The 26,920-nt window shown below is 41.8% G+C and carries 15 protein-coding genes and 1 pseudogene; 1 reads left to right on the top strand and 15 read right to left on the bottom strand.

Annotated features, from left to right (window positions below; translation table 11 throughout):
• Positions 1-459: 459 nt before the first annotated feature.
• The 14 genes from G4420_RS14990 to G4420_RS14925 all read right to left on the bottom strand — a co-directional run bounded on the left by G4420_RS14990 (position 460) and on the right by G4420_RS14925 (position 24,637).
• Positions 460-2,910, bottom strand: a complete 2,451-nt coding sequence (locus G4420_RS14990) for a TonB-dependent receptor (protein ID WP_163324741.1) — start codon at positions 2,908-2,910, stop codon at positions 460-462.
• A gap of 157 nt (positions 2,911-3,067) precedes the next feature.
• Complete coding sequence (locus tag G4420_RS14985) at positions 3,068-3,940, bottom strand: FecR family protein (RefSeq protein WP_163324740.1); 873 nt, start codon at positions 3,938-3,940, stop codon at positions 3,068-3,070.
• A gap of 4 nt (positions 3,941-3,944) precedes the next feature.
• Entirely contained in the window at positions 3,945-4,445 is a 501-nt protein-coding gene (locus tag G4420_RS14980) for an RNA polymerase sigma factor (protein WP_163324739.1), read from the bottom strand.
• Positions 4,446-4,584: 139 nt separating this feature from the next.
• Positions 4,585-5,103 (bottom strand): FKBP-type peptidyl-prolyl cis-trans isomerase, encoded by a 519-nt coding sequence (locus G4420_RS14975; RefSeq protein ID WP_163324738.1) that lies wholly within the window; start codon positions 5,101-5,103, stop codon positions 4,585-4,587.
• A gap of 367 nt (positions 5,104-5,470) precedes the next feature.
• The gene (locus tag G4420_RS14970) at positions 5,471-7,003 is read right to left on the bottom strand and encodes an alpha-N-arabinofuranosidase (RefSeq protein ID WP_163324737.1); all 1,533 of its coding nucleotides are present in this window, start codon (positions 7,001-7,003) and stop codon (positions 5,471-5,473) included.
• Between the two features lie 95 nt (positions 7,004-7,098).
• Entirely contained in the window at positions 7,099-8,076 is a 978-nt protein-coding gene (locus tag G4420_RS14965) for an arabinan endo-1,5-alpha-L-arabinosidase (RefSeq protein ID WP_163324736.1), read from the bottom strand.
• A 9-nt stretch (positions 8,077-8,085) separates the two neighbouring features.
• The gene (locus G4420_RS14960) at positions 8,086-9,087 is read right to left on the bottom strand and encodes a glycoside hydrolase family 43 protein (protein WP_163324735.1); all 1,002 of its coding nucleotides are present in this window, start codon (positions 9,085-9,087) and stop codon (positions 8,086-8,088) included.
• Positions 9,087-10,778 carry an arabinan endo-1,5-alpha-L-arabinosidase gene (locus tag G4420_RS14955; protein ID WP_163324734.1) on the bottom strand — a complete coding sequence of 564 codons (1,692 nt, stop codon included), beginning with the start codon at positions 10,776-10,778 and terminating at the stop codon, positions 9,087-9,089. Before G4420_RS14955 ends, G4420_RS14960 begins: the two co-directional genes overlap by 1 nt.
• A gap of 88 nt (positions 10,779-10,866) precedes the next feature.
• The gene (locus G4420_RS14950; RefSeq protein ID WP_163324733.1) at positions 10,867-12,624 is read right to left on the bottom strand and encodes a RagB/SusD family nutrient uptake outer membrane protein; all 1,758 of its coding nucleotides are present in this window, start codon (positions 12,622-12,624) and stop codon (positions 10,867-10,869) included.
• 29 nt (positions 12,625-12,653) lie between these two features.
• Positions 12,654-15,851, bottom strand: a complete 3,198-nt coding sequence (locus G4420_RS14945; protein ID WP_163324732.1) for a SusC/RagA family TonB-linked outer membrane protein — start codon at positions 15,849-15,851, stop codon at positions 12,654-12,656.
• A gap of 25 nt (positions 15,852-15,876) precedes the next feature.
• A complete protein-coding gene (locus G4420_RS14940) occupies positions 15,877-17,634 on the bottom strand; it encodes a hypothetical protein (RefSeq protein ID WP_246241645.1) in 1,758 nt (585 codons plus the stop codon).
• A 150-nt stretch (positions 17,635-17,784) separates the two neighbouring features.
• Positions 17,785-22,044, bottom strand: coding sequence for a hybrid sensor histidine kinase/response regulator transcription factor (locus G4420_RS14935; RefSeq protein ID WP_163324731.1), 4,260 nt, complete (start codon positions 22,042-22,044; stop codon positions 17,785-17,787).
• Between the two features lie 249 nt (positions 22,045-22,293).
• Entirely contained in the window at positions 22,294-23,295 is a 1,002-nt protein-coding gene (locus G4420_RS14930; protein ID WP_163324730.1) for a family 43 glycosylhydrolase, read from the bottom strand.
• Position 23,296: 1 nt separating this feature from the next.
• Entirely contained in the window at positions 23,297-24,637 is a 1,341-nt protein-coding gene (locus tag G4420_RS14925; protein ID WP_163324729.1) for an MFS transporter, read from the bottom strand.
• A 335-nt stretch (positions 24,638-24,972) separates the two neighbouring features.
• On the opposite strand from G4420_RS14925, the pseudogene G4420_RS23595 reads away from it, so the two are divergent.
• Positions 24,973-25,095 (top strand): annotated as a pseudogene (locus G4420_RS23595) (DDE-type integrase/transposase/recombinase); the annotation flags it as partial.
• A 184-nt stretch (positions 25,096-25,279) separates the two neighbouring features.
• Here G4420_RS23595 and G4420_RS14915 read toward each other — a convergent pair.
• Positions 25,280-26,845 carry a sulfatase family protein gene (locus tag G4420_RS14915; RefSeq protein WP_163324727.1) on the bottom strand — a complete coding sequence of 522 codons (1,566 nt, stop codon included), beginning with the start codon at positions 26,843-26,845 and terminating at the stop codon, positions 25,280-25,282.
• Positions 26,846-26,920: the final 75 nt, after the last annotated feature.

Raw genomic sequence — 26,920 nt, 5'->3', positions numbered from 1 at the left:
AACCAAACTGTTTCTAGTCTTCGGCCTCTGCCTGAAAACATCTATAATACAGGTAAGAATTTTTTTACCCTACCCAAAAACAATATTTATTTGATCCTTTTTACCCTCTCTCCTGTCTCTCCCTTCTTGAAGGGAAAGACGATTGGCCTCCACAAGTAACGACGAACATGAATTAATTGATTTAGACCTTCGCTGAACCACCAACCCATCGTCCTTCCTTACTTGCAGGGAAGGATAAGAGGATGGGTATAAATACATGAAGTAACAACACATTCCTAAAACAGCAAAAGCACAAATCCTCTTCAACAAGAAGAAATGTACTTTTGCAAAGTAGAGTACTTTTCGATCTTATGTTTCTACTTTTCTGTTTAACTAAACCTTTCTATGAAGTTTTTAAATGCTTATACCTTTATTACAGGCCTACGCTGAAATACCCTACTGTATATACAAAATTTCTTTTTAGAAACTGAAATTGACAAAAAAGTTAAGTGTAATATCCTGGGCTTTTATGCCGACTACATCGGTAATGTTTTCTCCATTAAAATTATATTCTCGAACATACACTCCCAGGTAATTCTCGGTATTAAAGGCATTCAGGATCGACAATCCCGGTTTAATATTTACCTTCTTTATGTTGAAGTTATAATTGGCCGAGAGATCGACTCTAAAATAATCAGGCAAACGTTTGTAATCACGTGTTACGTTAAAATCATCGTCTTCCGCTGTAGGTTCATAGTACGGATGTCCTGTGGTATATTGCATTACGGCCGAAAAATTCCATCGCTTATACGACAACATGTTGGTCCATTTTAGCTCGTGCGTTTGATCAAATGAAGCAGGAATGTCTGCGCCATCATTTATCTTATCGAAATTACGTATCGACTTACTTAATGAATAAGCTACCCAGCTACTAAAGTTTGCCGCCTGGTATTTTACCAGAAAATCAATTCCATAAGCTTTTCCATCGCCGGCAATAAATAGACTCAAAGGCTCCTCGCCGGGTTCTACTGAAGGCGTTTCTCCGGGAGTTCTGTCAGGCGCTTTGAATAAATATTCCTGGAGACCGCTCACACTTTTATAATACCCCTCAACATCGAAAAACAATTTCCCGGCAGTTATACTGGTACCTAAAATAAAATGATTAGACGAAACTACCGGGTTGCGGTCGCCATCAGCCAGAATCCAAAAATCGCGATTGTAACCATAGGTTTGTTCAGTTTCCGATTTATTCAAAAACTGGTAATATTTGCCGGTGGCCATTTTTAGCAGAATATTTTCATTTGCCTGGTAGTTAACGGCCAGCCTGGGCTCGAAATAAAACTTATCGGTTTCATCGTAAAAATTTATACGAAAGCCCGGTTTTACGGCCCATTTTGTGCTTAATGAGATTTTATCCTGTACAAAGCCGGTATACAACATAGCCGATTTCTCGAGCCTACTGTAAATCACATCTTCCTCGGCATCTTTGTAATAATTAAAGGTCGTGTAACGCGATGCTAAACCAAACTCCAGTTGATTAGCCGTATTCAGAAAGACAGTATTTTTATACGACAGAAAATAGTCGAGCAACTTATTCTCCTCGTTGGTTGCAGTATGTTCCCTTTGGTCAGGCACAGGAATTTGCTGATCGAGCGAATCGGAAAAAGTAGTATTATTGTAATAATCGTTGTAATAACCTGAATGCCCCAACTGTAGTTCGCTGAAATAATTGGCTTTGTGTTGTGTTTTCCAGGTTATTCCAAATCCGTAATTACCCCACTTATTTACATCTTCCGTATTAATCTCAACATTATTGCGATCCATTAAGTTGGAACTGTTCAAATTATCTTTTGCACCGTAAACACTGAAGGAAACAATATCTTTTTTGCTAGGCGTCCAGGTAAGTTTGGTATTAAAATCACTGAAATAAAATTCAGGTTCGATGGTATTATCGGCATCTGGCAAACGATTTCCCCGGCCTGTTTGTTTAGCCAAAATAGCGTCGGCCAGCCAACTGGAATATACATCGGAATATGCCCGGCGTCCGGCAGCTACTAACGATAGTTTTTCAGAAATCGGGATCTCAGCAGTCAGGTTTCCACTAATCATGTTTATACCACCATAAATTCGTGGTTTTGTTTTATCGCCACTCTTCCCGGTTATCTCTACAATGCCAGAAACACGTTCTCCATAGCGCGAATCAAAACCTCCGCGGTAAACCTGAATATCTTTAATTACATTAGGATTGAGTGCGGAAAAAACACCAAAAAAATGATCTAGGTTGTACAACGTAAAACCATCAAAAGTAACCAGGTTCTGGTCGGCAGAACTTCCCCTGATGTTTAATTGCGATGAGTTTTCCTGAGTGCTAATTCCCGGCAAAAGTTGCAGGGTTTTAAACACATCAGGCTCTCCAAAATTGGGTAAATCGGTAAAACGCCTCGGATTAAATGTAACATGACCGGCATCGTTACTTACTTCCAGCATTTCGAGTTTATGCCCAGGTACATCAATTGTGGCAATATTTTGTAGTTTTTGCTGCAATGCAAAGTTTAAAGCAGTATTCGCTGAGTTTATTGTAATTATGGTATCCAAAGTTTGATACCCCAGGTAGCGCACCTGGAAAAGACATTCTTCATTTTCTTTCAGTTTCACACTGAAAACACCATCAACCGTTGATGGAATAACTGCATTTTTCTGTCCAACAAATACGGTGGCATATGGCAAGCGCTCACCCGATTCGCCATCAGAGATATACCCCGACACATGAATTTCGGAAGGTTCCTTCTTTTGCTCATCCTCGCCGGATTTATAAATCAGCCAGGTATTGTATTTGAATTCTGCACGGTAGCCGGTTCCATCCAATATCCAGTTCAGCACAGTAGAAACACTGTCAGTTTCCAAACTATCATTGATTAAAAACTTTTCCATATTTCCGACATCAAAAGATATACGAATGTTGGTTTTGTTGGCCACCTCAAGCAATGCAGAGGAGACAGGTGTTTGATGGAAAGAAAATTTGAGTTGCTGAGCAGAGCTAAGAACAGGAAACAGCAACAAGAATAATACGACTAAAATATTAGGTAAACTATTTCTTTTCTGATATCGTAATTTTGTCGTTGTCAACTTCATATTTTAGCTCCATCGGGATACACACAACATCTAAGGCTTCCTGAAGATCTTTGTTGGAAAAGTCAATCGTTGCTTTACGTTCCTCGTTTCCATCGAAGAAAATCGTAACGTCGAATTGTCTTTCCAGCTCAGCAAAAATAGTGCTAAGCTTTGTTTCTTCAAAATGCAATATCCCCTCTTTCCACGATGCAGTGTTTTCTATCGTCTCTGAAGTTGTTTTTTGTAGCTCCTCGTCATCCAAACGAACCATTTCTCCGGGAGTAATTATCTGTTCGCTATCCTGGTGCCGAACACGTACTTTCCCTCTCAAACAGCTCACCCAAAATTCGTTACCCCTTGAAAATACGTTCAGTTGTGTTCCCAAAATTTCAACCTCGCCGTTTTTTGTTTCAATCACAAACTCATTTCCTTTCTGAACATCAAAAAAGGCCTCGCCTGTGAGTGTAAGGTAGCGTTTATCAGTAAAGTTTCGTTTGTTCCATTTTAGTTTCGATGCCGAATTCAGAATCACCTCCGATCCGTCGGGCAAGGTAATTTCCTGCTGCTCGGCGTTGGCAGTTTTAACTTGCTGGGCAAACAACAGCCCCGGAACCACTCTTACGGTTAGCAATATTATGGCTACAGCAGCCGCAACTTGCAGGTAACGTATAATCGGAAGCGTGCGCGTTGGCGAGTCCTCCTCCATTTTATCAAGAAGTTCGTTTAAAATGTCGTCCTGTGGTCTACCCTTGGGCGGAACAAAACCACTGGCCACATTCAGGATCTTATCCTCCGAACTCATTTTTCCGAATTCTTCCTGTGTTATTTTATTTCCGTTGTTGGTAGTCATTTTTCTAGAATTTGTGTTCAATCGTTTTTTTCAATTCAGTTAAGGCATTTTTCATACGTTTCTCAACAGCTTTTACGCTTATTCCCAGGTTGTCTGCTATTTCTTTGTAAGTGTATCCGTCTATTCTGTTCATTAAAAATACAGTCCTGTTCTTTTCTGTCAACCGGGCAATTTCATTCTGTAGCTTTGTATTAAATTCTTTTAGTTCAAGTTCAAATTCGGGCGACACATCCCACTGGTTACGGTCGTAGTTATTCGCAAACTCGTAAACCACCTGCTGATGCTCGAACCTGTTTTTGCACAAATTATTGGCAATGGTGTACAACAACGACTTCATGGTACTTTGCCTGATCTCCCGGCGCTTTTCCCACACTTTCGCAAATGTGTCCTGTGCAATATCTTCGGCCACCTCAATATCTCCAACCTTATAATAAACGTAGTTCTTTATCGGCTGGAACATTTCGTTAAACAAGTCTATAAATTCTCTTTTCTCTATACCCGGCATAGAAACAGTTTCTGTAAATCGAACTTAATTTAATCAATTTTCATCTGTTTGCAATTGTTTATTTTTACGGAAACAGATGAACTCATCCCGTTAATCCGGGACTCGTTTCATTTATTATACAGCTAGGCAGAATTTTACCCTACTCGGAGCTGTTGGAGACTGATTTTATTTCGTGCATTTCAATAGCAAAAACAAGTGTCTGGTATTCACCAATACTGCCATAACCGTATGAACCGTAAGCAAGATCGGAAGGTATTATAAATTGCATCTGGCTTCCGGCTTTCATCACCGAAAGTGCATTTGTAAATCCGGTTATCAGCGATTGTTCGCCATAAACAAATTCCCAAATACCGTCGGTTGCCCAATCATCTGAGGAGTCGAACAATGTGCCATCAGCAAAATAGCCATTATAATTTATTGAAATGGTATCTCCATCAACCGGGCAGGCTCCTGTTCCTTCTTCCACAACAATATAGTATACTCCCAGCGCCGTGGTATCAATATCATAGCCTTCTGCAACCAGGCTGCTCAACAATTCACCGAGCTCCAACATTTCGTCGGAATAAGTTCTGTCTTCCGTTTCAACGTCGATACACGATGTGAATAAGCCAAGAACAAAAACAAAGCTAAACATCAATCCTAAAGTAAATTTTCTCATTAGTTTCCTTTTTAAGTATTCATATTCCCGGATACAAAACAACCCGCCTCATCAGACGGGTTGCCACTAACTGTTTCCGTTTTTTACCATTAAAACCTCAAAATTGATTACAACTTTATGTGGCAATCATTCTATATACAGGTTTGGTTTGGAATACCCTACTTAATTCGAGAATATTTTGAATACAACTATAAGATTGAAATATCAAGCAGATCGATCATCTAAACAAGAATATAAAATATTGAAGATCAAATAGCTTTTATTGGAGAATTTCACATTACGAAAGAAAACAGAATACAAGCAACTTTTAAGTGCAAAAAAAGGAAGCAATATTGCTTCCTTTTCTATTTTATAAAACGATAATCGCTTATTGTAATTGTACCAAAACAACTGATTTTGATGGTAGCTCAACAGTTAATTTACCGTTTTTTGGTTTGGCAACATCAAAGTCTTTTAAGCTTACCGTTTCCTGCCTGCCAAAATCATTATAGTTATTCATTTTGTCAGAAGTGATAATTTGTCCGTTTGCTGATGAGAAATCATCTCCGGTCACTTCAATTTCGATTGATTCGCTTTCATTCGGATTCAGGTTACAAAGTGTAATTGAAACTACACCATCTTTTGTTGAAGCCGAAGCGTGAACAGTAGGAACTGATTTTCCATCGAGTTCATATTTGTCGGTTTTCAGGTTCGCCGGAATCATTGTTGCATCCTGGTGAACGCTGTACATTTTAAATACATAGTAAGTTGGTGTCAATACCATTTCATCGTCTTTGGTAAGAATAACCGATTGCAAAACATTAACGGTTTGAGCAATATTACTCATCTTAACGCGGTCGGCGTGGTTGTTAAATATATTCAGGTTGATACCGGCTACCAAAGCGTCGCGCAAAGTGTTTTGCTGGTACAGAAATCCGGGGTTTGTTCCTTCTTCAACATTAAACCAGTTACCCCATTCATCAACAATTAAACCAACCCGTTTGGCCGGATCGTATTTGTCCATAATGGTTGAATGACGGTTAACCAATGTTTCCATATTCAGCGTATTATTCAGTAACGAAATCCACTCTTTTTCGCCAAAATCGGTGGCATGTCCTTTATCTTCCCACGCAGTTGTAAAGGTGTAAGCATGCAACGAAACTCCCTGAACCAGGTGAGGATGACGCATGGTTTTTTGCATTACCACTTCCATCCAGTTGTAGTCGGCAACGTTCGGACCACCGGCAATTTTATACTCGGCACCCCCACAGTAGCTGGCAAAACGATTGTATAAATCAGAATAATATTCAGGAGTCATGTTTCCTCCGCAGCCCCAGTTTTCGTTACCAATTCCCCAGTATTTTACATCCCATGGCTCTTCGCGGCCGTTCTCTTTACGCAAGTCGGTCATTGGGCTAACGTTCGATGAAGTAACGTATTCAACCCACTCCGAAGCTTCCTGCACGGTTCCCGATCCAACATTTATATTAATGTATGGTTCAGCACCAATAATTTCACAAAAATCGAGAAATTCGTGTGTTCCAAAGCTGTTATCTTCGGTAACTCCACCCCAGTGAATATTTACCATTGACGGGCGGTCTTTTTGGGGGCCAATTCCGTCTTTCCAGTGGTAGGTATCTCCGAAACATCCTCCGGGCCAGCGCAATACCGGAATATCCATTTCCTGAAGCGCTACAATTACATCATCGCGGAAACCACGGGTATTCGAGATGTCGGAATTTTCTCCAACATAAATACCACCGTAAATACAGCGGCCAAGGTGCTCAGCAAAGTGTCCGTAAATTTCTTTGTTAATTTTTGTCTCTGCCTGATCGGTGTGCAGCTTAAGTGTACTTTGTGCAAAAGACACCGAAACTGCAAACAGAAGTAAAGCAGCTAATGTGATTTTTAATTTTAACATGATTCAGCTATTTTATGTATGTGTCCAATAAAATTTTAATCCAAAGTGGCTAAGCAGAAGCTCTTAAAACAAGCTGCCCAACATTCGGCAAATCGTTATTTCGTTTGATCAACCACCGGCCAGTCGTTCTTATCCCACTGTATTTCCCTAATAATCAGTTTTTGCCTGGCATTGTCGTGTTTGTCGTAGCCATGGCATACCAAATAATCTTTTCCATCAAAAGTATAGGCTGCATTGTGCCCAATGCCATACCAGTTTTCATTGCCTTTAAGCACCAGCGACCCTCCACCGTTTAGCATCGATTTTCCATTTTTATCGAAATAAGGGCCCTCGATGTTTTTTGCGCGACCGACCATTATCTTATAGTTGCTTTCGGCTCCACGGCAACAATAATCGAAAGATACAAAAAGGTAGTAATACCCATTCTGTTTGAATATAAACGGTGCTTCTATTGCACCATCTCCAGCATCTGCTTCTTCAATGTCAAAACTTCTTTGCCGTTTTGCAATAGTATGCCATTCCTCGGGTTGCGCAATGTTTTTTAGGTCGTTGTCTAATTTTACGAGTTTTAGTCCATTCCAAAACGATCCGAAAGACATCCATGGTTGCTCGTCGTCATCAAAAGCAATAGCAGGATCAATGGCATTCCAGTCGTCTCTTCCCGGTACTGACTGAATTACTATTCCGTGATCAACCCACTTATAATCCGTGTCTTCAGGGTTAAGGGTGCTGTTTGTGGCGACTCCAATACACGAGGTATTTTTACCAAATGCCGATACCGAATAATATAAAAAATACTGTCCATTATTGTAGATAATATCGGGCGCCCACATGTGCCCTGCAAAGTCGTCCAGTGTTTCCGAAACCCATTGAGGTGTTTGATCAAAAACGCGGCCTTCTTTTGTCCAGTTTTCCATATCTGGCGACGACCAGATTGTTATTCCCAATCCGGTGCAAAACAAATAATATTTATCGTTTTGTTGTGCTATAACCGGATCGTGAACAAAGATTTGCGAAAACACTTTTCCCGAAAAAAGGACCAGCGCTATTATGATAAAAATTGATTGCTTCATTTGATTTGATTATTGAATTCCTTCAGATGTCATAACTACCCGTTTCATTGTACCATCCGGGTTATAGTGCAGTTCGTCGATACAAACCGACCGGCGAAAACTTCCGCCGTTAGGCTGAATACCTCCGGTGTGATAAATAAAATACCACTGATCTTTAAATTCGATAATAGCCTGATGGTTTGTATTTGAATTGCCGGCCAGTTCATTTAAAATGCCTTTGTATTCCCATGGTCCGGTAATCGATTTACTCATGGCATAAGCCGTTTTCTCGGGAAATTGATAGGCGTATGACAGGTAATACCAATCGCCACGTTTGTGAATCCATGGAGCTTCGGTAAAATAAGGCAAATCAACGGTATGTATTTCGCCATCAAGTTCAATCATATTGTCTTTAAGTTTGGCCCAGTAACAAGCCGTATTTCCCCAATACAGGTAGGCCTGGCCATCCTCGTCGATGTAAACCGTCGGATCGATATCGTCCCAGCTGATTTGTGTTTTATCAGTGGTCATATCGTTTGTTATCAGAGCTTTCCCAAGTGCATCTTTAAACGGACCAACCGGACTGTCGGCAACAGCAATGCCAATTGATTTTCCGGGAATACTGCCGTGTTCAACAGTTACATACCAGTAAAATTTTCCGTTGCGCCCGATTACCTGAGCTGCCCATGCATCACCTTTTGCCCACTCAAAATCTGTTGTTTTAAGTGGAACTGCATGTTCTTTCCAGTTTACCATGTCGGTAGAAGAATACACAAGCCATTCGTTCATCCGGTAAAAGTTGAAATCGTCAGGTGCTTCATCGTGGCCTGCGTAGAGGTACACGGTGTTGTCAGATACCAAAGCTGCCGGATCGGCCGAGAACTTATCGGTAATAATAGGATTATTGATATTAACTTCCTTTACGGAAGTATTGGCCGCAACTTGTGTTTCACCATCCTTGTTTGCAGAAGTACAATTCAATAGGACTGAACCCAAAAGACACACTGCCAATATGTTTGCTGTTGATTTCATTATTTCGACTTTTTACCCCAATAGGTTGCGTTAAGATTTTTCTCCGTTCCGGCATACACCAGCGTAACACGTCGGGGAGAGGCTTCCCAGTCTACTTCGCGTTCAACGCAAACAATTACATTACCAAGTGTTAGTTGTTTTTTCGACTCATTGTAACTCCAGTTACCTGTTAGTGCACCTGTCATCGTACCGTCTGATTTGAGGGTGAGACCGGTGGCGCTATTTTGTTGAGCGAAGCGGTAGCTCAGATTTATATGCTCCCAGGTTCCTATCAGCTCGTTTTCGGTAATTGTACCGTATTCTTCAGGTACGCCGGCATATCGTTCGGGCAATGCAATAGGCCACAGGTTATTGGGTTCGTTTACCGAGGCCGGACACCAAACGATACGACGTACGTGCCCCATCATAATGGCATTGGAGAATGGATTGCCGCCAACGTTTACGGGCAATCGTCCCTGAGACATGTAGAACCATTCGTCGGTATTTTCTTTTTGGAATATACAGCAGTGTGCTATTCCTACCCATCCGTTGCTAAGATTGAATTTGTATGGGTGAGTTACAATCGGGTAACTGTCTCCTTGTCCGTTGGTAAAGTTACGCCCGGTAATATCGTAATAGGGTCCTTCAATATTTTCGCTTCGAACCACCCGCGTGTTGTATGGTACATCAAGGCCATCGTAAGCCATAAACAAATAGTAGTATCCATCTTTGTAAATTACCTCCGGGGCTTCGCTGGCTTGCCAACGCGAGCCATTCGAACGTGTACCGACTCTTGCTCCATATCTCGCAGTGAGTTCACTTGCATTGTCAGCCCAGGGGTTGCCAAGTGTGTTTAACGGTTTTCCGGTTGTTGCATCTACCTGCAAAAGAGCAAAGCCGCTATGCCACGAGCCGTGTATCAGGTAATGATTTCCTTCGGGCGATACGATGTATGTAGGATCGATAGCGTTGTAGTAGAAATATCCACTCCAGTCTGATATACTGGCACGGCTAAAATCAAGACCACGATCTGACGATGAAGTTGTAACAAAACCTTTGTCTTCCCATACCGCTCCTGCCGGATCGGTCGATTCGCACATGCCGATAAAGGCGCGTTCAGTCCAGCTTCCATCAAAGCTGGCAGTAGTGGGGTTTCCGGTTTTTATGTAGTTATGAATAACGATACTATAGTACATCCTCAAAATCTCTTGTCCTCCAACGTTAACCCGCCGTACTACCGGTGCCCAATAACCGTATTGTATATTGTCGTTTGCAATGGCCTCAAGATTCATACGCAAACGAATGGCGTTAAGTGAATCAGCTACCCAGGATGGTGCTTCATAAAAAGGTCCGCCTACCCATTCCCAGTTAACCAGGTCGGTTGAACGTTTTCCCTGAAAATGACCGTGTCCTTCGTGCGAATTACCATACGACGCATCGGTACCGTACATATAGTAATATCCGTTGTAGTAGGCAACTGACGGGTCGTGAACGTTGGCCAGATTCCACTCGTTACGTTTATCCCACGATGCTATTGCGGAATAGTCGTCGGCATATGACGGAATGATAAAATCTATATCGGGATCAGTATTATCATCCGGATCTTCAGGCTTTGTAGTTATGCCTGTTGGTCCCAGATCATCGTCACTGCATCCTACAATCGATAGAGCAGTAATGCTGATAAATAAAATCAGTAAATACTTTAGTTTCATTTCAAATTTGTTTTTGATTAAATGACCACCTTATCGGAGTACCGTTTTGTACTCCGATAAGGAAATCTCTGCTTCTCGCTAATTTTTCCTAATTCAAATCAACAACAGGACGAACCATGTACCCTTTCTCAAAAAAAGCAGGTCCGTTATCCTCGTTCTTATTTGCCGAGTTACCCACAAGATTTGGGTTGGCATTAAGAGTAGATTGAAATATTGGAAAATATTCATGTCCTTTATAGTAATACTTGAACGATGAATCGTCGGCATTTTCAGCAGTAAGTGGTTCTGTTGAAGCAGTACCATCACGCTTATAGTAACCATGTTCAACCAACTGATTCAAACGATCCGAATCGTAAAAGAATCCCCAGCGAAGTAAGTCAATTCCACGTCCGTTTTCGCAACCAAATTCTTTTGGGCGCTCAACGTTTGCAATTTGTTCGAACAACGCATTGGCCGACGGGAAGTCAGCAACCTCAAGATCTTCAAGAGCAACACGGCTACGTACTTCGTTAATGTAATCGATAGCCGTTTGTGTTGGGCCGTTGATTTCATTTTCGCATTCTGCTGCACGCAATAAAACATCGCTGTAACGCATTAGGCGAAGGTTAACACCGCAGTGCAATCCATTTGTAATTGAACTGTAGATGTTGTTTCTCGCATTTGTGAATTTCGCGATAGAGATACCACCCTGTGCATTGTTTGATAGCGGAGTTTCAGTAATTTCCTGCTCGTAAATTGTATTACTACGAGGATCTCCATTAGGATATGCATCAGTTTTCAGACCGGTATAAGTGCTATATTCCGGTTCGTAAGTTACCAGTGTCCAGTATAATCGTGGATCTAAACGGCCATCAGTACAATTCTCTGCTATGAACAGGTTATACAACCATGGAGCTCCTGCAAGGTCGCCCCAGCTACCCAATTGCTGAGAAGCAAAGTTACTTTCTACGGCGTGTCCCTGGGTGGCTTCCGGGCTAATGTTTACCGGAGTCCACTCTTCGTCAGTTCCGCCTGTTCCGAAGTCTAAAAATTGCACTTCGAAAAGACTTTCTGCGTTGTTTTCGGTATCCTCTTTAAAATTGTCACCATAGTCGGCCACCAACTCGTAATGTCCGTATTTACCGGCAATAATCTCTTTCAGTACCGCGTAAGCTTCGTTAAATTTATGACGGAACATTAATGTGCGAGCCAAATATCCGGCAGCAGCACCACATGTCGCACGACCTCCGGCCCACTCGCCACCTTCATCGCGCGACGGCAAAATATTCATCGCTTCGGCAAAGTCGGCCTCAATTTGATCAAATACTTCATCTTGCGTATTGTTAGCCGCATACATGGTATTTATGTCAGAATACGAAGCATAATCAGTAATCAAAGGAACAGTTTGATAATACGTAGCCAATGCGTAGTAAGCCAAAGATCTGAGGAACAGTGCCTGTCCTTTAATCTCGTTGTATGCATCGTCCGACAAATCAACTTCATCAACTTTCGATAATACAAAGTTGGTGCGGTTAACCACATGATAGTTGTCGCGCCAGGGCCACTCGTCACCAATTCCGATTGTTCCCGGAGAGTTGAGATTGTCGTAGTCTAAATACCACTGTTGGGATGAGTTCCAAACTTCATCGCCACGTACAGCATCTAAAGTATAACCAACACGGGCATACGTACCTTCAAGGCGAATGCGGTTGTAGCACGCAATAATCGCCTCCTGAAGTTCAGATTCTGTATTACCAAAATCATAGGTCGTCTGGTTGTTCGGATTCACTACATCCAGTTGCTCATTGCAGGCGGTAAAACCTCCAATAAGCGCCAACATTGCTAGAATTATATTTAATCTTTTCATAATGATTTCTTCTTTATTCGATTATAGTTTTAGAATGAAAGGTTTACTCCGAACATCATGCTTCGTGGTGTTGGATACGAAGCGTAGTTGTAACCCGGAGTAAATGTTCCTCCTGCAAAATCTACGTTGTAACCTTTGTATTTCGACAATGTGGCCACATTTTGAGCCGATGCGTAAACACGAACTCCGCTAATGTATCCGCCAAACCATTTGTCGGGCATATTGTAACCCAGTTCAATGTTGGCAATTTTCAGGTACGAAGCATCTTGAATATAACGCTGGCTAAACATGTCGTTGGTAATTGAACCTGACGATTTGTAAGCAACGCGAGGTACATCGGTGTTTGTATTGTCCGGTGTCCAGGCATTTAATAAATCAACGTTTTTGTTTAGTGCGCCATAAGAGCCTCTTAACGCAACATCAATAAAATCTACAGCTTTAAAACCTGCAGCTCCGTGTGTTGCCACACTCAGGTCCAAACCTTTCCATTCAGCACGTGCATTAAAACCAAAGTTAAAGTCTGGTAAACCGCTACCCAAATATGTCTGGTCTTCGTTGGTAATTTCGCCGTCGTTGTTCAGGTCGGCGTAAGCCACGTCGCCCGGTTGTGCTCCGTTTTGGTTCACGTAATTACCTTCAGAGTTGATACGGGTGTCAATCTCTTCCTGCGATTGGAAGATACCTTCGTAAACGTAACCATAAAATGAACCTACTTCACGACCCACTTCTGTGCGGCTGTTGCCATCGGTACGAGGTTCGCCCGAAACGCCCAACTTGGTCACCTTGTTGTTAAGGGTAGATAAATTGGCAGAAAGATCGAAATTAACAGCATGTTGATGATTGTGGTAAGCAACAAGGAACTCAAGACCCGAGTTTTCCATTGTTGCTGCGTTCATCGTTACAGTTCCGTTGGTAGCACCTGCATTGGTTGGAACGGCTACACTGTAAAGAAGGTCTTCTGATGTTGACTTATACCAGTCGAAAGTAAATTCCAACTTATTGTTGAACATTCCAAGATCAAGACCAAAGTCGATGGTTTTCTTCTTTTCCCACATGATACCTGTATTCACGTAGTTTGAAATTGCAGAACCGGTAACTTTATTATTATCAAAGCTATATGTATAGTTACCTCTTGACATCACATCCATGTACTGGTATTCGCCAATGTTTTCGTTACCCAATTCTCCATAGCTACCACGAATCTTGAATAGATTGACAGTCGATTCGTCTACAGGAAAGAAGTTTTCACGTTCTATACGCCAACCGGCTGATACGGATGGGAACCAGTCCCAACGGTCGTCAGAAGAAAGACGGCTTGAACCATCGCGACGCACTGTTGCCGAAAGCAGGTACTTATCATCGAAATTGTAGTTGACACGACCAATGTACGATGCCAACACGTGTTCGGTTTCAAACGTTGATGCTGCTGTCTCCTCCGCATTGTTTACTTGCAGATAGTATGGCTCGGGCAGGTTAACACCTTTGCCTGCAAGTGTGTGAAAGAGCTCGCGCTGGAATGTTTGACCAGCAAGTACATTAACGTGATGACGTCCAAATTTACCATCGTAATTTAATGTGTTTTCGATAAGTGCATCGCTAAAATTACGATAGCCTTGTGACAGGGTTTCGTTGCTTTTTGACAGGTAGTTTGTTGTACTCTGTATAAATGCAGGGACGAAAGTAAAGTCTTTTGCAGTTGTTTTACTGTACGACAAGTTAAGGTTGTATTCGAAACTGTGATTTTCGCTTTGTAATCCAACCATGTCAATCAGGTCAACATTTGCCGAACCTGAAGCAACAATACGGTCAACAACCGTGTTTCTTTCCAAAAGATTATTAGTAAGTAAAAGGTTGGTTACACGCAAGTCACCGTGAACGTCGTCATAGTAAGTACCATAACCGTAAGAGTCGTAGTTGTATTCTGATGCGGCCGAAATTTTATCGTCAAGCACCCAGGTCGATTCATCGTAAGCTTTAATACTTGGTGGTGTAAGCAATGCCGATGCCATAACCGGAAATTGTGCACCATATAAACCCTGAACATACTCGTTGGCGTTACTCAGCGACATATTGTCCTGGTCACTATGGCTATAAACGAAGTTCGTTTTAATTTTGATGAATTTTACATCCATACTGTTGTTTATACGGGCAGTATAACGTTCGAAGTTAGGACCGGCACCTTCCATTGTTCCTTCCTGGCTAAAGTAGTCGAGCGCAATGTTGTAGGTGTTGTTTTCGCCACCACCCGATAAGTTAATGTTGTGGTTCTGACGGATACCTGTTTTGAATGCTTCCTGAAACCAATCGGTGTTTACTTCGCTCGGATCAAGGTATTTATCACTTGAAGGATTGTATCCGGCAGGAACATCCATATCGCTGTTATTGTAGGCCATGGTAACGTATTGTGCGTATTGCGATGCATCCATAACATCGTAAACACCTTCCTGTACCTGGTCGATACCAACGTAACCTTTATAGTCGATTTTCATCGCCTGGTTCTTTTTTCCCTGCTTTGTGGTGATGATAACAACACCATTTGCAGCACGCGAACCATAGATTGCCGCAGCAGAAGCATCTTTAAGCACCTGCAGGGTTTCGATATCGTTTGGCGAGAAGTCGCGAATTGTTGTTCCCATTGGCACTCCATCAACAACATAAAGCGGAGCAGTGCTACCAAATGAACCAATACCACGAATACGTACTGTTGGGTCGGCTCCCGGTTGTCCGTCAGATGTAATCTGAACACCCGATACTTTACCCTGAAGCATGGTTGAGATGTTTGAGTTTGACACTTTTTTCATCTCTTCGGTATCAACAATTGCAACCGAACCAGTAAGATCAACTTTACGTTGTGTACCGTAACCTACAACCACTACCTGGTCGAGGCCGATCATATCCGGAGCCAATGTTATGCTTCCCAGTTGAGTTTTTCCTTCAACGTTTACTTCAATACTTTTGTATCCGATAAACGAGATTGAAAGTGCAGCATCAGAAGGAACAGAAAGAGAGAAGTTACCATCAATATCGGTAATGGTACCATTTGTTGTTCCTTTTTGTTGAATGGTTGCGCCCGGAAGCGGTTCTCCGTTTTCGTCAACGATTTTACCATTTACAGTTATGTTGTCTTGTTGAGCTATTGACACCTGATCGGCATTACCGCTGCCTTCCGCGTATGTTGCCGTTGAAAATGCCAGCAACCCCAGCAGGATTAAGAATAAATATTTCATGTCTAAATATGTTTTATCAAAGTGATTATTCAACAATTACGATGTAAGATCCTTCCAGCACGATCGCAGCATTCAAATCAGAGCTGTCTACCGTTATTCCTGCATATTCCTGGAAATGTGTTTCGCCGGTGGCATAAGTAACATCGTAACGAATGTCGGCAGTGTTGTCGCCGTTATTGGTAACAGTGATCTCAATTCTTGATCCACTTATGTTTGCTCCAAAAATGTCGAAGTTCCAGTCGTTGGTAGAAGTTGCTGTGGCATAACCATCGCCCCAACCGAAGTTGTCCATACGAACTACACCGTATTCAGTCATGTCAGCTTTACGAAGAATTGTACTCGGACTGTTCCAGTTATTAACTCCGTTAGAGTAGGCGTACATTTTAATTGTTTTGCTTGTGCCTGAAGCAACCGGGTAATCCTCAGAGAATTGTGACCACCAACCGGTAGAAAAATCGTAAACACCTACCTGGCCGATACCTTTAATAAGCGTCATCGTGCATGTTGTAGTTACTGTGCTTGTTGCACCAACATATGAAATAACTGCATCCTGAGCACCCTCGGCAGCCGGAATTGTGCTAAACTGTAGCGCTTCATTCGACAAAACGCCGGTTGTACCATCGGAATAGGTAGCTGTTACAACCAATCCCGTGGTGTTGAATATGATGCCCATGGTATCGGTATAGAAATAGTATTCAGTAATATTTGGCATTGTAGTAACCTCAAGGGCAGTAACCGAGTTGGTAACCTCCAAAGTATATAAGGTTGTTACAGGCGCGCTCAATTCGCCTTGTTTGGTTTTGTTATAAGCTACAATAACTGTTTTCTGTCCAAGCGTGGTCATATCAGGAATTACCGAGAATGAAATATCGGTAGTATCAACTACTTCAGACGAACCGTCGGCATAAGTAACCGTAGCCACTGCATTTCCCCAGAAATCTTCATTCCCGATTTCAACAAATTCAGGAGCTCCTGTAACCGAAATTTTTACTGGCGTAACATCTTCAACAACAGTAACTTTCGATGGCAGAAGATAAGCTTCTTTCATTTCGAAATAACTGGCATCACCAATTAAGAAAGCCGTGATATCTTTAGTGGCCGAAACCGGTTGCTGATAGGTTTGAACCAGTTCAATTCCGTTGGTTCCAACAGCGGTGGCAGTTACAAATACATTGCCGGTAGCAGAGTGGTCTATTTCTATTGTAACATAGGCGCCATCCATGGTCGCGCGGAAGTCGTTCCAAATATCGTCATCTCCATCGGTATCGGGATAGTTTTGAGAGATCATGGCCAGATCGAAATCTTCGTTACCCCAGCCGTAAGCATCAGAACGCAGTACAAAATATTCTGCGTACCCGTCAGCATCACGATCTGCTATTTCGTTGGCTACGCCAAGGTTCCAGTTATTCCAGTTGTTTTGGCTACCACCATTGTGATTCACAAACCCGATATGTAATAGTTTGTTAGAAGGAACAGTGAAATAATCAGAAAATGCAGTCCACCAGCCGGAACTGTAATCTTCAGCACCAACTATCGCTGTAGCAATGTTGATGTAAGTGGTATCACCTGTATCCATATTGGCTTTTGCATCTGCAATTGAGTCGATTCTGCTTTGCAGGTCACCGGGCGCATCAATTGAATAAGTATCCAACTCCTCGCACCCAACTATACTAAATGCTGCTAAAACTACCATATACAAGGCACGCCTCAACAGTTTAGAATTTTTACTTATTCCGGAAGTAAAAAGAAATAAGCTCAATAAATAAGTTAAGTTTCTCTTCATAATTAATAAAATTGGTTTACACGTAAATTCTGAGTGTAAAATTACGTCGGGAGGGTATCCAAAGTGGTGGACAATTTAATATTGATAGTGGACGAATTAGGAAATCTTGTCCAGGGAGGTTCTATAGATGCCTAAATAGCTGGAAATGTATCATTTAGAGAATCCACTGGGGCTTGACCCGTAGAATTTTTTGAAAATACGGCTGAAGTATTTTGGGTCGTTAAAACCGGTTTTAAAAGCGATTTCGGATATGGACTGATCGGTGGTTTTTATCATTTCAACCGCCTTTTTCAATTTGTATGAATTGATGAAATCGGTAATGTTGAGATCGGTTAATGCCTTAATTTTTTTATACAGCAAACTTCGGCTTACAAACATTTCACGGGCAAATTGTTCCACCGAAAAGTCTGGTTCGCTGTAATTTTTTTCTAATACCTGGTAAGCTTTTATAATAAACTCTTCGTCTAATTTGTTTGATGACAATCTTTCGGGGGCCACTGGATCGGGGCTGCTGAAAATGCTTTTAATCTTCCGGCGCGACTCAATGATGTTGCGCATTTTTATTTCCAGAATTTGCAGGTTAAACGGTTTCGGAATGTAGTCGTCGGCACCGGTTTCCAGTCCTTCAATCCAGCTTTCTACCATATTTTTTGCGGTAAGCAGAATAATGGGGATATGACTGGTTTGGATGTTCTTTTTCAGGCGGCTGCACAGTTCAATTCCGTCCATAACAGGCATCATCACATCGCTGATAATCAATTCGGGCGAATATTTTTTGGCCATTTCCAGACCGATTTTTCCGTTTTCGGCACCTAAAACCCGGTACCCCGATCGCAGCGTTTGCAGCAGGAAGCTACGTAAATCAAAATTGTCCTCCACTATTAAAATGGTAGGTTTTGTTTTGTTTCCGGATGTTACTTCATCCAGTTCGTAGTTGGTGTTTCGCGCTACAATATGCTCGGTAAGTACATTTACCCTGCCTTCGAGGTTGATTTCGGTTGGCACATTGGTTTCGTTAATGGCATCCGAATCAAAACGGTCTTTCGAATACGGCAAACACACCGTAAAGGTGCTGCCTTTTTTAGGTTCACTTTCCACTTTAATTTCGCCGCTTAAGGCCTGAATAATCTCGTAAGTAAGTGCCAATCCAATCCCCGAGCTGGTAAAATCGGTTTGTTTTCCCGACTCTGTATCTTTATAAAAGCGGTTAAAAATGTGGGGCATATGTTCTTTGGAGATTCCGCGTCCGGTATCAATAACACTTATTGCCACAAACGGAGTTGGAATACAATCTTCGTGTTTTTCTGTAATTTTCTCAACTTTTAAGGTGATTGACCCGGAAGCTGGAGTGTTTTTAAAGGCATTGGAAAGCAGGTTGTAAAATACGTTTTCCACTTTCTCAGCATCAAACCAGGTTTCTTCGTTTATTTCGGTTTCAATAAAGCGGTAGTTAATTTTCTGGTGTTCGGCCAGGTCTTTAAACGACTCGAAAATACCGTGTAAAAATCCCTGCAGGTTGCCTTTGCTAACGTATAGTTGCAGTTTTCCGGTTTCAATACGGCGGAAATACAGCAACTGGTTAATAAGGTGCAGCAAACGTTGCGCGTTGCGGTTAATAATATTAAGCGTATTTTGGGTGTTAACGTCGGCTTTCATGTTTTTCATTAACTGCTCAAGCGGGTCGATAATAAGCGTTAAGGGTGTGCGGAATTCGTGCGAAATATTCGTAAAGAAACGTAAACGTAATTGGTTTACCAGCTTCACTTTTTCGTTCAGTTCAATTACTTCGTCGCGCTGTTTGGCAATTTGTTGGTTTTGTTTTTCAAGTTCTTCTTTTTGCTCCTCAATTTTAAAAGTACGCTCCCGAACCTGTTTTTCCAGCTTGCGTTTTTGTTCTTTCAGGAATTGCGTACGGTAGCGAATGTAAACTAAAACCATTGCAATGATAAACAACACCGCCAGTATTTGAAACCAGGCCGTTTCCCAAAACGGAGGAACAATGGTTATGGTAAGTGCAGTGTAGTTTTCCGACCAGATACCATCGCTGTTGGCAGCTTTCACCTTAAAAACATACTCGCCCCCCGACAGGTTGGTGTAGTTGGCAAAACGGCGGTTCGACGAAACTTCAACCCAGTTTTGATCCACCCCTTCCATTTGATAGGCGTATTTTATTTTTCCCGGCTGAAAATAGTCGAGTGCCGAAAACTCGATGGAGAAAACAGCATCTTTATAGGAGAGCGAGATTTCCTGTGTTTCGCTTATCGGTGCGTTCAAAATTACTTTTGAATGGTATTTTTCGCCAATGATCACCGGATCGCTAAATACCGAAAATTGTGTAAATACCGGCTGCGGAATATTTGGATACGATTCGAATTCGGCCGGGTTAAAATAGTTCAGGCCCTCTACACCGCCAAAATATAAATTCCCCTGGTCGTCGGAGCAGGAGGCCGACCAATAAAACTGATCGCTCAACAATCCGTCACTTGAGTAGTAGTTCTGGAACGTTTCACTAACCGGATCAAACTTCGATAATCCGTTATCGGTAGATATCCACAAATTTCCTTCTACGTCTTCTTCAATTCCATAAGCAACATTATTGCATAATCCGTTCTGTTGGTTGTAATTAATAAAGCTGCCGCCATTCCCGTTTTCAATGTATTTGCAAATGCCGTTTCCGTAAGTGCCAATCCAAATGGTTCCGTCGTGCGCCTCACAAAAAGAGATAACATAATTGCCGGCTAACGATTCTGGATCAGCCGGATCGGTTAAATATTTCTCGAAATCGAGTTGTTCGGTATTTTCGTCAAGTGCAAGTAGTTCTGATCGTTTGAAACGGTACAAACCATTTTCGGTACCCACCCAGACTCTGTTTTTGCTGTCGGTTAAAATACAACCAATTTCGAGCGCCTGGTCGATGTTCATTTTTTCGTGAACATGCAGGAAAATATTTTCCCCGGGATTATAAATATCAAGTCCTCCTCGCGTTCCTATTAAAATATGTTTGTTGTCGAGGTATTCGAGACTGGAAATAAAGCTACTGCACAGACTTCTGTCGTCGCCGGGTATGTTTACCAGAATTTCAAAACGATTTTGTTTTTCGGAGAGCAATTTGTTTAAACCGCCACCCCAGGTCCCCACCAGCAGGTGGTTTTGGCTGTCGCGGATAAAAGAGGTTACAAAGTCGCTGTTTATACTTTGGGGATTTTCGTCTGAATGTTGGAAATGGATTGGGCTTAGGCCGTTGTCGCTAATACGGGTTACTCCACCACCGGCTGTTCCTACCCATAATACATCATCTTCGGCAAAGATGGAGTTGATGGTATTGTGGCTTATTGAATTAGGATTGGAAGCTTCGTGGGTAAGCGCATTAAATGGCTTTTGATAGGAATTATAATGGTTTATTCCTCCTTTTTCGGTACCAATCCAAATGTTGCCCACCTTATCGGCATACAACGAATTTACAAAAGGGCTGCTTAGTTTCGAATCGTTGGAAAGGTGCGAAAAAGTTTGGTTGTTTTGGTCGAAATAATTCAGTCCGCCAAGTGTGCCAATTATAATTACCCCGTTCTGGTCTTCAACAATGTCGCGAACTGTCAGGTGGTCAAGGTCTTCTTCGCTTGTATTTGTTGCGCCAAAAAACTGAATACTTTTTGAACTGCTTTCGAAATAGTATAAGCCCACTTCGGATGTGCCAATCCATAGATTGCTTCTTGAATCCTGAAAAACAGACTGTATACTAATAGTTCCTATTTCGTCGATCAATAAAGAATATTTGTCAATGATTTTGTCTGTGTTCAACGAAAGCACTGCCAAGCCATTGTCAGTGCCAATAAACATACTTTTTTCGGGGGTGATAAAAATATGGTTTATATTTTCTGCCGGAAGCAAATCGCCAAAACGTTTTTGGCATGATAATGTGCCCTCGACGCTTTTTGTTATTTTCCACAATCCATTTTCTTCAGTTCCAACCCAGATTGCACCTGTTTCGTCTTTGGCTATCGCAGTAACTGAAGAGTTCAGTACTTTACTGCTCAGCTCATTTACGGGTAAAAACCGAAATAACTGATAGTCGAAAAACGACAAGCCTTTATCGGTTCCAATCCAAAGGTTGCCGTCGTCGTCTTCACATAAAGCCTGAATCATATTGCCTTTCAGCCATTCATGCTCTTGTGTATGGAAGGTTTTAAAGGTGTATCCATCAAAACGGCACAGTCCGTTCCAGGTTCCAAACCACATAAAACCCTTGCTGTCCTTTGTAATAACATCAACTGTATTTTGTGGAAGCCCGTCGTTTGTAGTAAGCACATTTAGCCTGATTTGCTCGGTCGATTTTGCAAATACAGTATCTGTAGTAATACAAAAAATGAGGATCAGGAAAGCAACAAAGTATTTACCCGACAGTTTTACCATAAATATGCCCAATTTAAAACCTGGTCGTAAAAATACCTATTCTGACATGATTGACCAACAAGTGAGCGTTTAATTCGGTTTTGATACGCGCTTTGATGTCTTGGCAATCTAACCCTGCTTTATTGTTGCTACACTATTGGAGCATGAGATGGCTACTCAGAGCATGAAGCAAAATAAAAAGTGGGGAACGGTATTGTTTCATACTGCCCCCCACTTTGGTTTTGCCTTTTCGGCTTATAATCGTTTCAACTAAAACTCAAACACCGGTTTACCGTCAGCATCAAATTTAACTTCCATCACGCGTGCATGACGGTTTGGATCGTACAACGGATCCTCAATAATTTCTTCCAGTGGCCGTTTATCGCTTTCAGGAACAACTGCAGGATCACCAACAGCTTTCTCATAATCACGGGCATGATAGATACAAAGTGGCGTTACATCATCTTCAGCCACAGTAAAACAGTTGTGTCCCGGACCATATATTTTCTTTTCATAATCGGTTTCCAGAACCGGATATCTCGATTTCTTCCACGAATTACGATCCAGCAGATCTACATTCTCATCGGCTTCCATCATTCCCATACAATAACAGGCGCCGGTGGCACTTGCCGAAAACGTAATATAGATTTTACCTTTATTTTTGATGACTGCCGGTCCCTCATTCACCCAAAAATCTACTCTTTCCCAATCGTAATCAGGCGTTGTGAGCATAAACTGTACGGTTTTCAGTTTAATGGGCGATTCCATTTCTGCTAAATATAAATTGGAAGCAGCAAACTGACCACCGGTTTTTTCGGCCCAGCAAAAATAGCGTTTGCCCTTATTTTCGAATACTGTTCCATCGAGCGAAAAATCGATGAATGTTTTTTCATCGCCATCGGCGGCCTGCATCATCCCTAGCTCAATCCACTCATCTTTTAAAGGATCCTGGCCGGTGCACTCCAACACATAAGGTCGTAACGCCCAAATGTCTTCCTCTTGGCTGGCGGCAAAATAAACATACCATTTGCCATCGAGGTAATGAATTTCGGGTGCCCAGATATGACGGCTCATCGGCCCGGTTTCGTGCTTGAACCAAACATCAAACGTTTCAGCCTCCTTTAAGCCTTCAATAGTTTTTGCTTTCCGAAGCTCGATGCGATCGTAAGTTGGCACCGAGCCGGTGAAATAGTAATATCCATCAGTATGTTTATACACAAACGGATCGGCGCGTTGCTCAACCAATGGCGCATTTTTTCCTGTAGTATCCATCTTAAATGTGAATTTTTGCTTTTATCGTTTCGTAATATTTGTCGGTAATTTTGTATCGGTAAATCAACATTCCGTTGATCACATGAAAAACACCCGGAATTAGAGTTAGCATAATTGCCAGTCCGGTAAGTGCTGTTTTTGTTTGAATGGCATCGGGAATATATCCAAACGCATCAAGCAACAGGCCAACTACGGCTCCGGCAATTCCCATTCCTGCTTTTTGTGCAAAAGAAATACCTCCAAATGCCAGTCCTGACACACGTTTTCCACTTTCTGCATGTCCGTGGTCAACTGCTTCGGCAATGGCCGACCAAAATACAGGTGCGTGCACATCAACCACTAACGACAGGATAAAGTAGAGCACATAAGCCAACAGTACACTATCGGGTTGTGGTTTAACCAATACAAACATCAAAACACTTAGTACACCCACCCCAAACTGCGACATCCAGAACAGCTTTACTTTACAAAAGCGCTTGGTGATAAGCGTTGACAAAGGCATAGCCAAAATAGCGGCTGCTACACCGGTTCCCATAAAAGTGGATTGCATTCCGGCATCGCCACCCAGGTAATATTTTGCATAAAAAATAGCCACCGAACTACGGATTACATATCCGGTAGTTCCCGACAGGCACGATCCCCACAGAATAAGCCACTGTTTATTTCTGATCAGCAATTTAAATTGCTCGTGTAAGGGCTTTTTATCCACAACGTGTTCAATACGCTCTTTGGTGGTAAAGTAGCTGAACAAAAACAACAAAGTTCCCATAAGTGCCATTAGCCCCATGGCCAGCTGGTAGCCTCTTCCCATATCATCGCGTCCTAACTTTTCGGCCAGAATAGGAACCACGATCGACACCATAAAAGCAGCAACCTTAGCAAAGAAAAGGCGGTAGCCGTTTGCCGACAGACGTTCCTGCGGATCGTTGGTTAAAACCCCAATTAGCGAAATATAAGGAATGGTAACCGATGTGAACATCAGCGTAACAAAAATATAGGTAATGTATGCGTATATCAGTTTTCCGGCATAATCAAAACCCGGCGTGGTGAAGGTTAGAAAAACCGAGATTCCGAAAGGAACCGATAGAAACAAAAAGTAGGGACGAAACCGGCCTCCTTTAAATTTATACTTGTCTGTTATTAATCCCATCAACGGATCGCTAACAGCATCAATTAGTCGAACGAGTAAGAACATTAGGGCGACATCTTTGGGTTTAAGACCAAAAATATCGGTATAAAAATAAGTGATGATAAGGAACATGGAAGATATAACCACGTTAACGGCAGCATCTCCCGATCCGTAGCCAATTTTTTCCAATAAGCTTAGTTTTTGATTCTTCATTGATTTATTTCTGATTGTTTGATTAAATTTAATAATACCGACGTCTGTCAGCTATAAAAACTTAGGGTCAAAGATTAAAAACTAAAACTAAAATTGGGTGGAGTTTTAGGTATAACAGGTGGACTATACAGCACCTGAGGGTTCTTTCGCATTAATCAAACATAAATCTAATCATATTAATTTTACCGCTCAAAATAAATTTCAATTTCATGTTCAAGCACGATTGATACACGAAGTAGTAATCCAACAAGCTGTTTACTTCAAATTAAGATTCACTTTAAGCTTTCGAAATGTGGAAGAAGCGAAATGTAAGTTGTAGTCAATGTAAGTATTAAAACAACATTGTGGAACAGGATCATCGCAATGTCAAACGAAAAATCACTATTACTACAGGATTCAAGGAGTTTGATTCTGCCCAGCGAACTTTGGCTGGAATTGAAATAACAAATCTCATTAGAAATGAATCAGATTATTGATTCTAAATCCACAACTTTTAAAACATTTTATTCTTTGGCTTCATAATTCATCATAAAATATAATTTTTAAAATCGTGCTGGATTAATGCGACAGAATCATAAAAAGAAGCATATAAAAGATTTGTTTACTTTCTTTTTCACTGCTGTTTTTGGTTAGTTATTTGTTCTATTTCAATTCCAACGTTTCAATCTGTTTATCCTGGTCTCCCACAACTTCTCTATATTCTTCTACCATTTTATTAAGTTTTTGAGGATTGCTATTAGCCAGATTCTTCTGTTGACAGATATCGTCCTTCAAATTGTACAGCTGATACTCAGGTGCGTTACCAATCTCTATGTTTACCGAAGCAATTTTTGCCGGGCCTTTGTATGGCGGAATCATCAACCATTGGCCCTTACGATAAGCTGTCCGCGAAGTGGCTTCCAAAACGAGATCTTCTCTCCCCTTTTCTGATTTTCCAAGAAGAACATCCAGTAATTCCTGGCTGTCGGTTGTGCTTTCTTCTGTTCCTGAAAGTTTTGCCAACGAAGCCAATAGATCGATCTGACTGATCAAAGCATCCGATTTTGAGGGAGTAATTTTGCCTTTCCAATAGGTAATAAAAGGAACGCGTGTGCCGGCTTCGAATAAGCTGTATTTTCCGCCTCTAAGCCCTCCATTCTGATCATGATTGCCAATTCGTTCAACAGCATCGTCATAATAGCCATCGTTCAACACCGGGCCATTATCGCTAGAGAAGATAATCAGTGTATTTTCCAAAATTCCTTCTTCTTCCAGGGTTTTCATAAATTCACCAATACACCAGTCGGCTTCAACAATCACATCGCCACGCGGCCCCAGATCGGTACTTCCAACAAACCTTGGATTTGGCGTACGCGGAACGTGAGGTTGCTGCAAGGCATAGTACAAAAAGAACGGTTCGTCCTTATGTTCCTTCACATAATCCTGAGCTTTTGCCAGAAAATGATCGGCCATATCCACGTCGCTCCATTTTGCTTTTTCGCCACCTTTCATAAAACCGATGCGTGGAATGCCGTTAACGATTGAATTGTTATGCCCGTGGTGCCATTTCATGGTTAGCAACTCAGGATTGTCTTTCCCGGTAGGTTCTCCTTCAAAATTCTTCTCGTAATCCACTTCAATCGGATCGTTCGCATCGAGTCCTTCTACCAGTCCGTTTTCAAGATAAACCGTAGGCACTCTGTCCTGTGTGGCCGCCATAATGTAAGAATAGTCGAAACCCACTTCGTTCGGACCGGGAGAAACATGTTTATTCCAATCAACATGCCCGGTTCCCAAGCCGAGGTGCCATTTACCTACTACTCCGGTGTAATAGCCCTGCCCTTTCAGCATTTTCGGGATAGTTACCTGCGCCGTATCAATAATCAGCGGTGCCGTACCCGGCAAAATTTTAGCATCCTTGTTACGCCAAGGATACATGCCGGTCAACAACGCATAACGACTTGGGGTACAGGTTGACGACGAAGCATGTCCGTCGGTAAACATAACACCATCGTTTGCCAAACGATCCATGTTTGGTGTTTTAATTTCAGTTGCTCCGTAGGCCCCCATATCGCCATAACCCAAATCATCGAGGTAAAAAATTACAATATTGGGTTTTGTTTCCGGTGCTGCCGTTTCTTGCTTCGATTGTGTAGAAGATGTGCAAGCCACAAACGACACCGAAAATAGAAGTAGTACGGAATAAAAAGCAGTTCTGAGTTTATTCATTTTAATAGATTTTTCAGTATTAATATTTATAAAAACAAAATTAAACATATGCTCATCATTATATTATTTGATCTT

The organism is Draconibacterium mangrovi (assembly GCF_010586825.1).
GTDB lineage: Bacteria > Bacteroidota > Bacteroidia > Bacteroidales > Prolixibacteraceae > Draconibacterium > Draconibacterium mangrovi.
The sequence above is the reverse complement of the archived record's forward strand: the minus strand, read 5'-3'. Positions and strand labels throughout refer to the sequence as shown.

Bases quoted from the DNA above. Each gene is read 5' to 3' on its own strand.
- G4420_RS14990 (WP_163324741.1), bottom strand. From the start codon at position 2,910: ATGGAAAAGTTTTTAATCAATGATAGTTTGGAAACTGACAGTGTTTCT.
- G4420_RS14985 (WP_163324740.1), bottom strand. From the start codon at position 3,940: ATGACTACCAACAACGGAAATAAAATAACACAGGAAGAATTCGGAAAA.
- G4420_RS14980 (WP_163324739.1), bottom strand. From the start codon at position 4,445: ATGCCGGGTATAGAGAAAAGAGAATTTATAGACTTGTTTAACGAAATG.
- G4420_RS14975 (WP_163324738.1), bottom strand. From the start codon at position 5,103: ATGAGAAAATTTACTTTAGGATTGATGTTTAGCTTTGTTTTTGTTCTT.
- G4420_RS14970 (WP_163324737.1), bottom strand. From the start codon at position 7,003: ATGTTAAAATTAAAAATCACATTAGCTGCTTTACTTCTGTTTGCAGTT.
- G4420_RS14965 (WP_163324736.1), bottom strand. From the start codon at position 8,076: ATGAAGCAATCAATTTTTATCATAATAGCGCTGGTCCTTTTTTCGGGA.
- G4420_RS14960 (WP_163324735.1), bottom strand. From the start codon at position 9,087: ATGAAATCAACAGCAAACATATTGGCAGTGTGTCTTTTGGGTTCAGTC.
- G4420_RS14955 (WP_163324734.1), bottom strand. From the start codon at position 10,778: ATGAAACTAAAGTATTTACTGATTTTATTTATCAGCATTACTGCTCTA.
- G4420_RS14950 (WP_163324733.1), bottom strand. From the start codon at position 12,624: ATGAAAAGATTAAATATAATTCTAGCAATGTTGGCGCTTATTGGAGGT.
- G4420_RS14945 (WP_163324732.1), bottom strand. From the start codon at position 15,851: ATGAAATATTTATTCTTAATCCTGCTGGGGTTGCTGGCATTTTCAACG.
- G4420_RS14940 (WP_246241645.1), bottom strand. From the start codon at position 17,634: ATGAAGAGAAACTTAACTTATTTATTGAGCTTATTTCTTTTTACTTCC.
- G4420_RS14935 (WP_163324731.1), bottom strand. From the start codon at position 22,044: ATGGTAAAACTGTCGGGTAAATACTTTGTTGCTTTCCTGATCCTCATT.
- G4420_RS14930 (WP_163324730.1), bottom strand. From the start codon at position 23,295: ATGGATACTACAGGAAAAAATGCGCCATTGGTTGAGCAACGCGCCGAT.
- G4420_RS14925 (WP_163324729.1), bottom strand. From the start codon at position 24,637: ATGAAGAATCAAAAACTAAGCTTATTGGAAAAAATTGGCTACGGATCG.
- G4420_RS14915 (WP_163324727.1), bottom strand. From the start codon at position 26,845: ATGAATAAACTCAGAACTGCTTTTTATTCCGTACTACTTCTATTTTCG.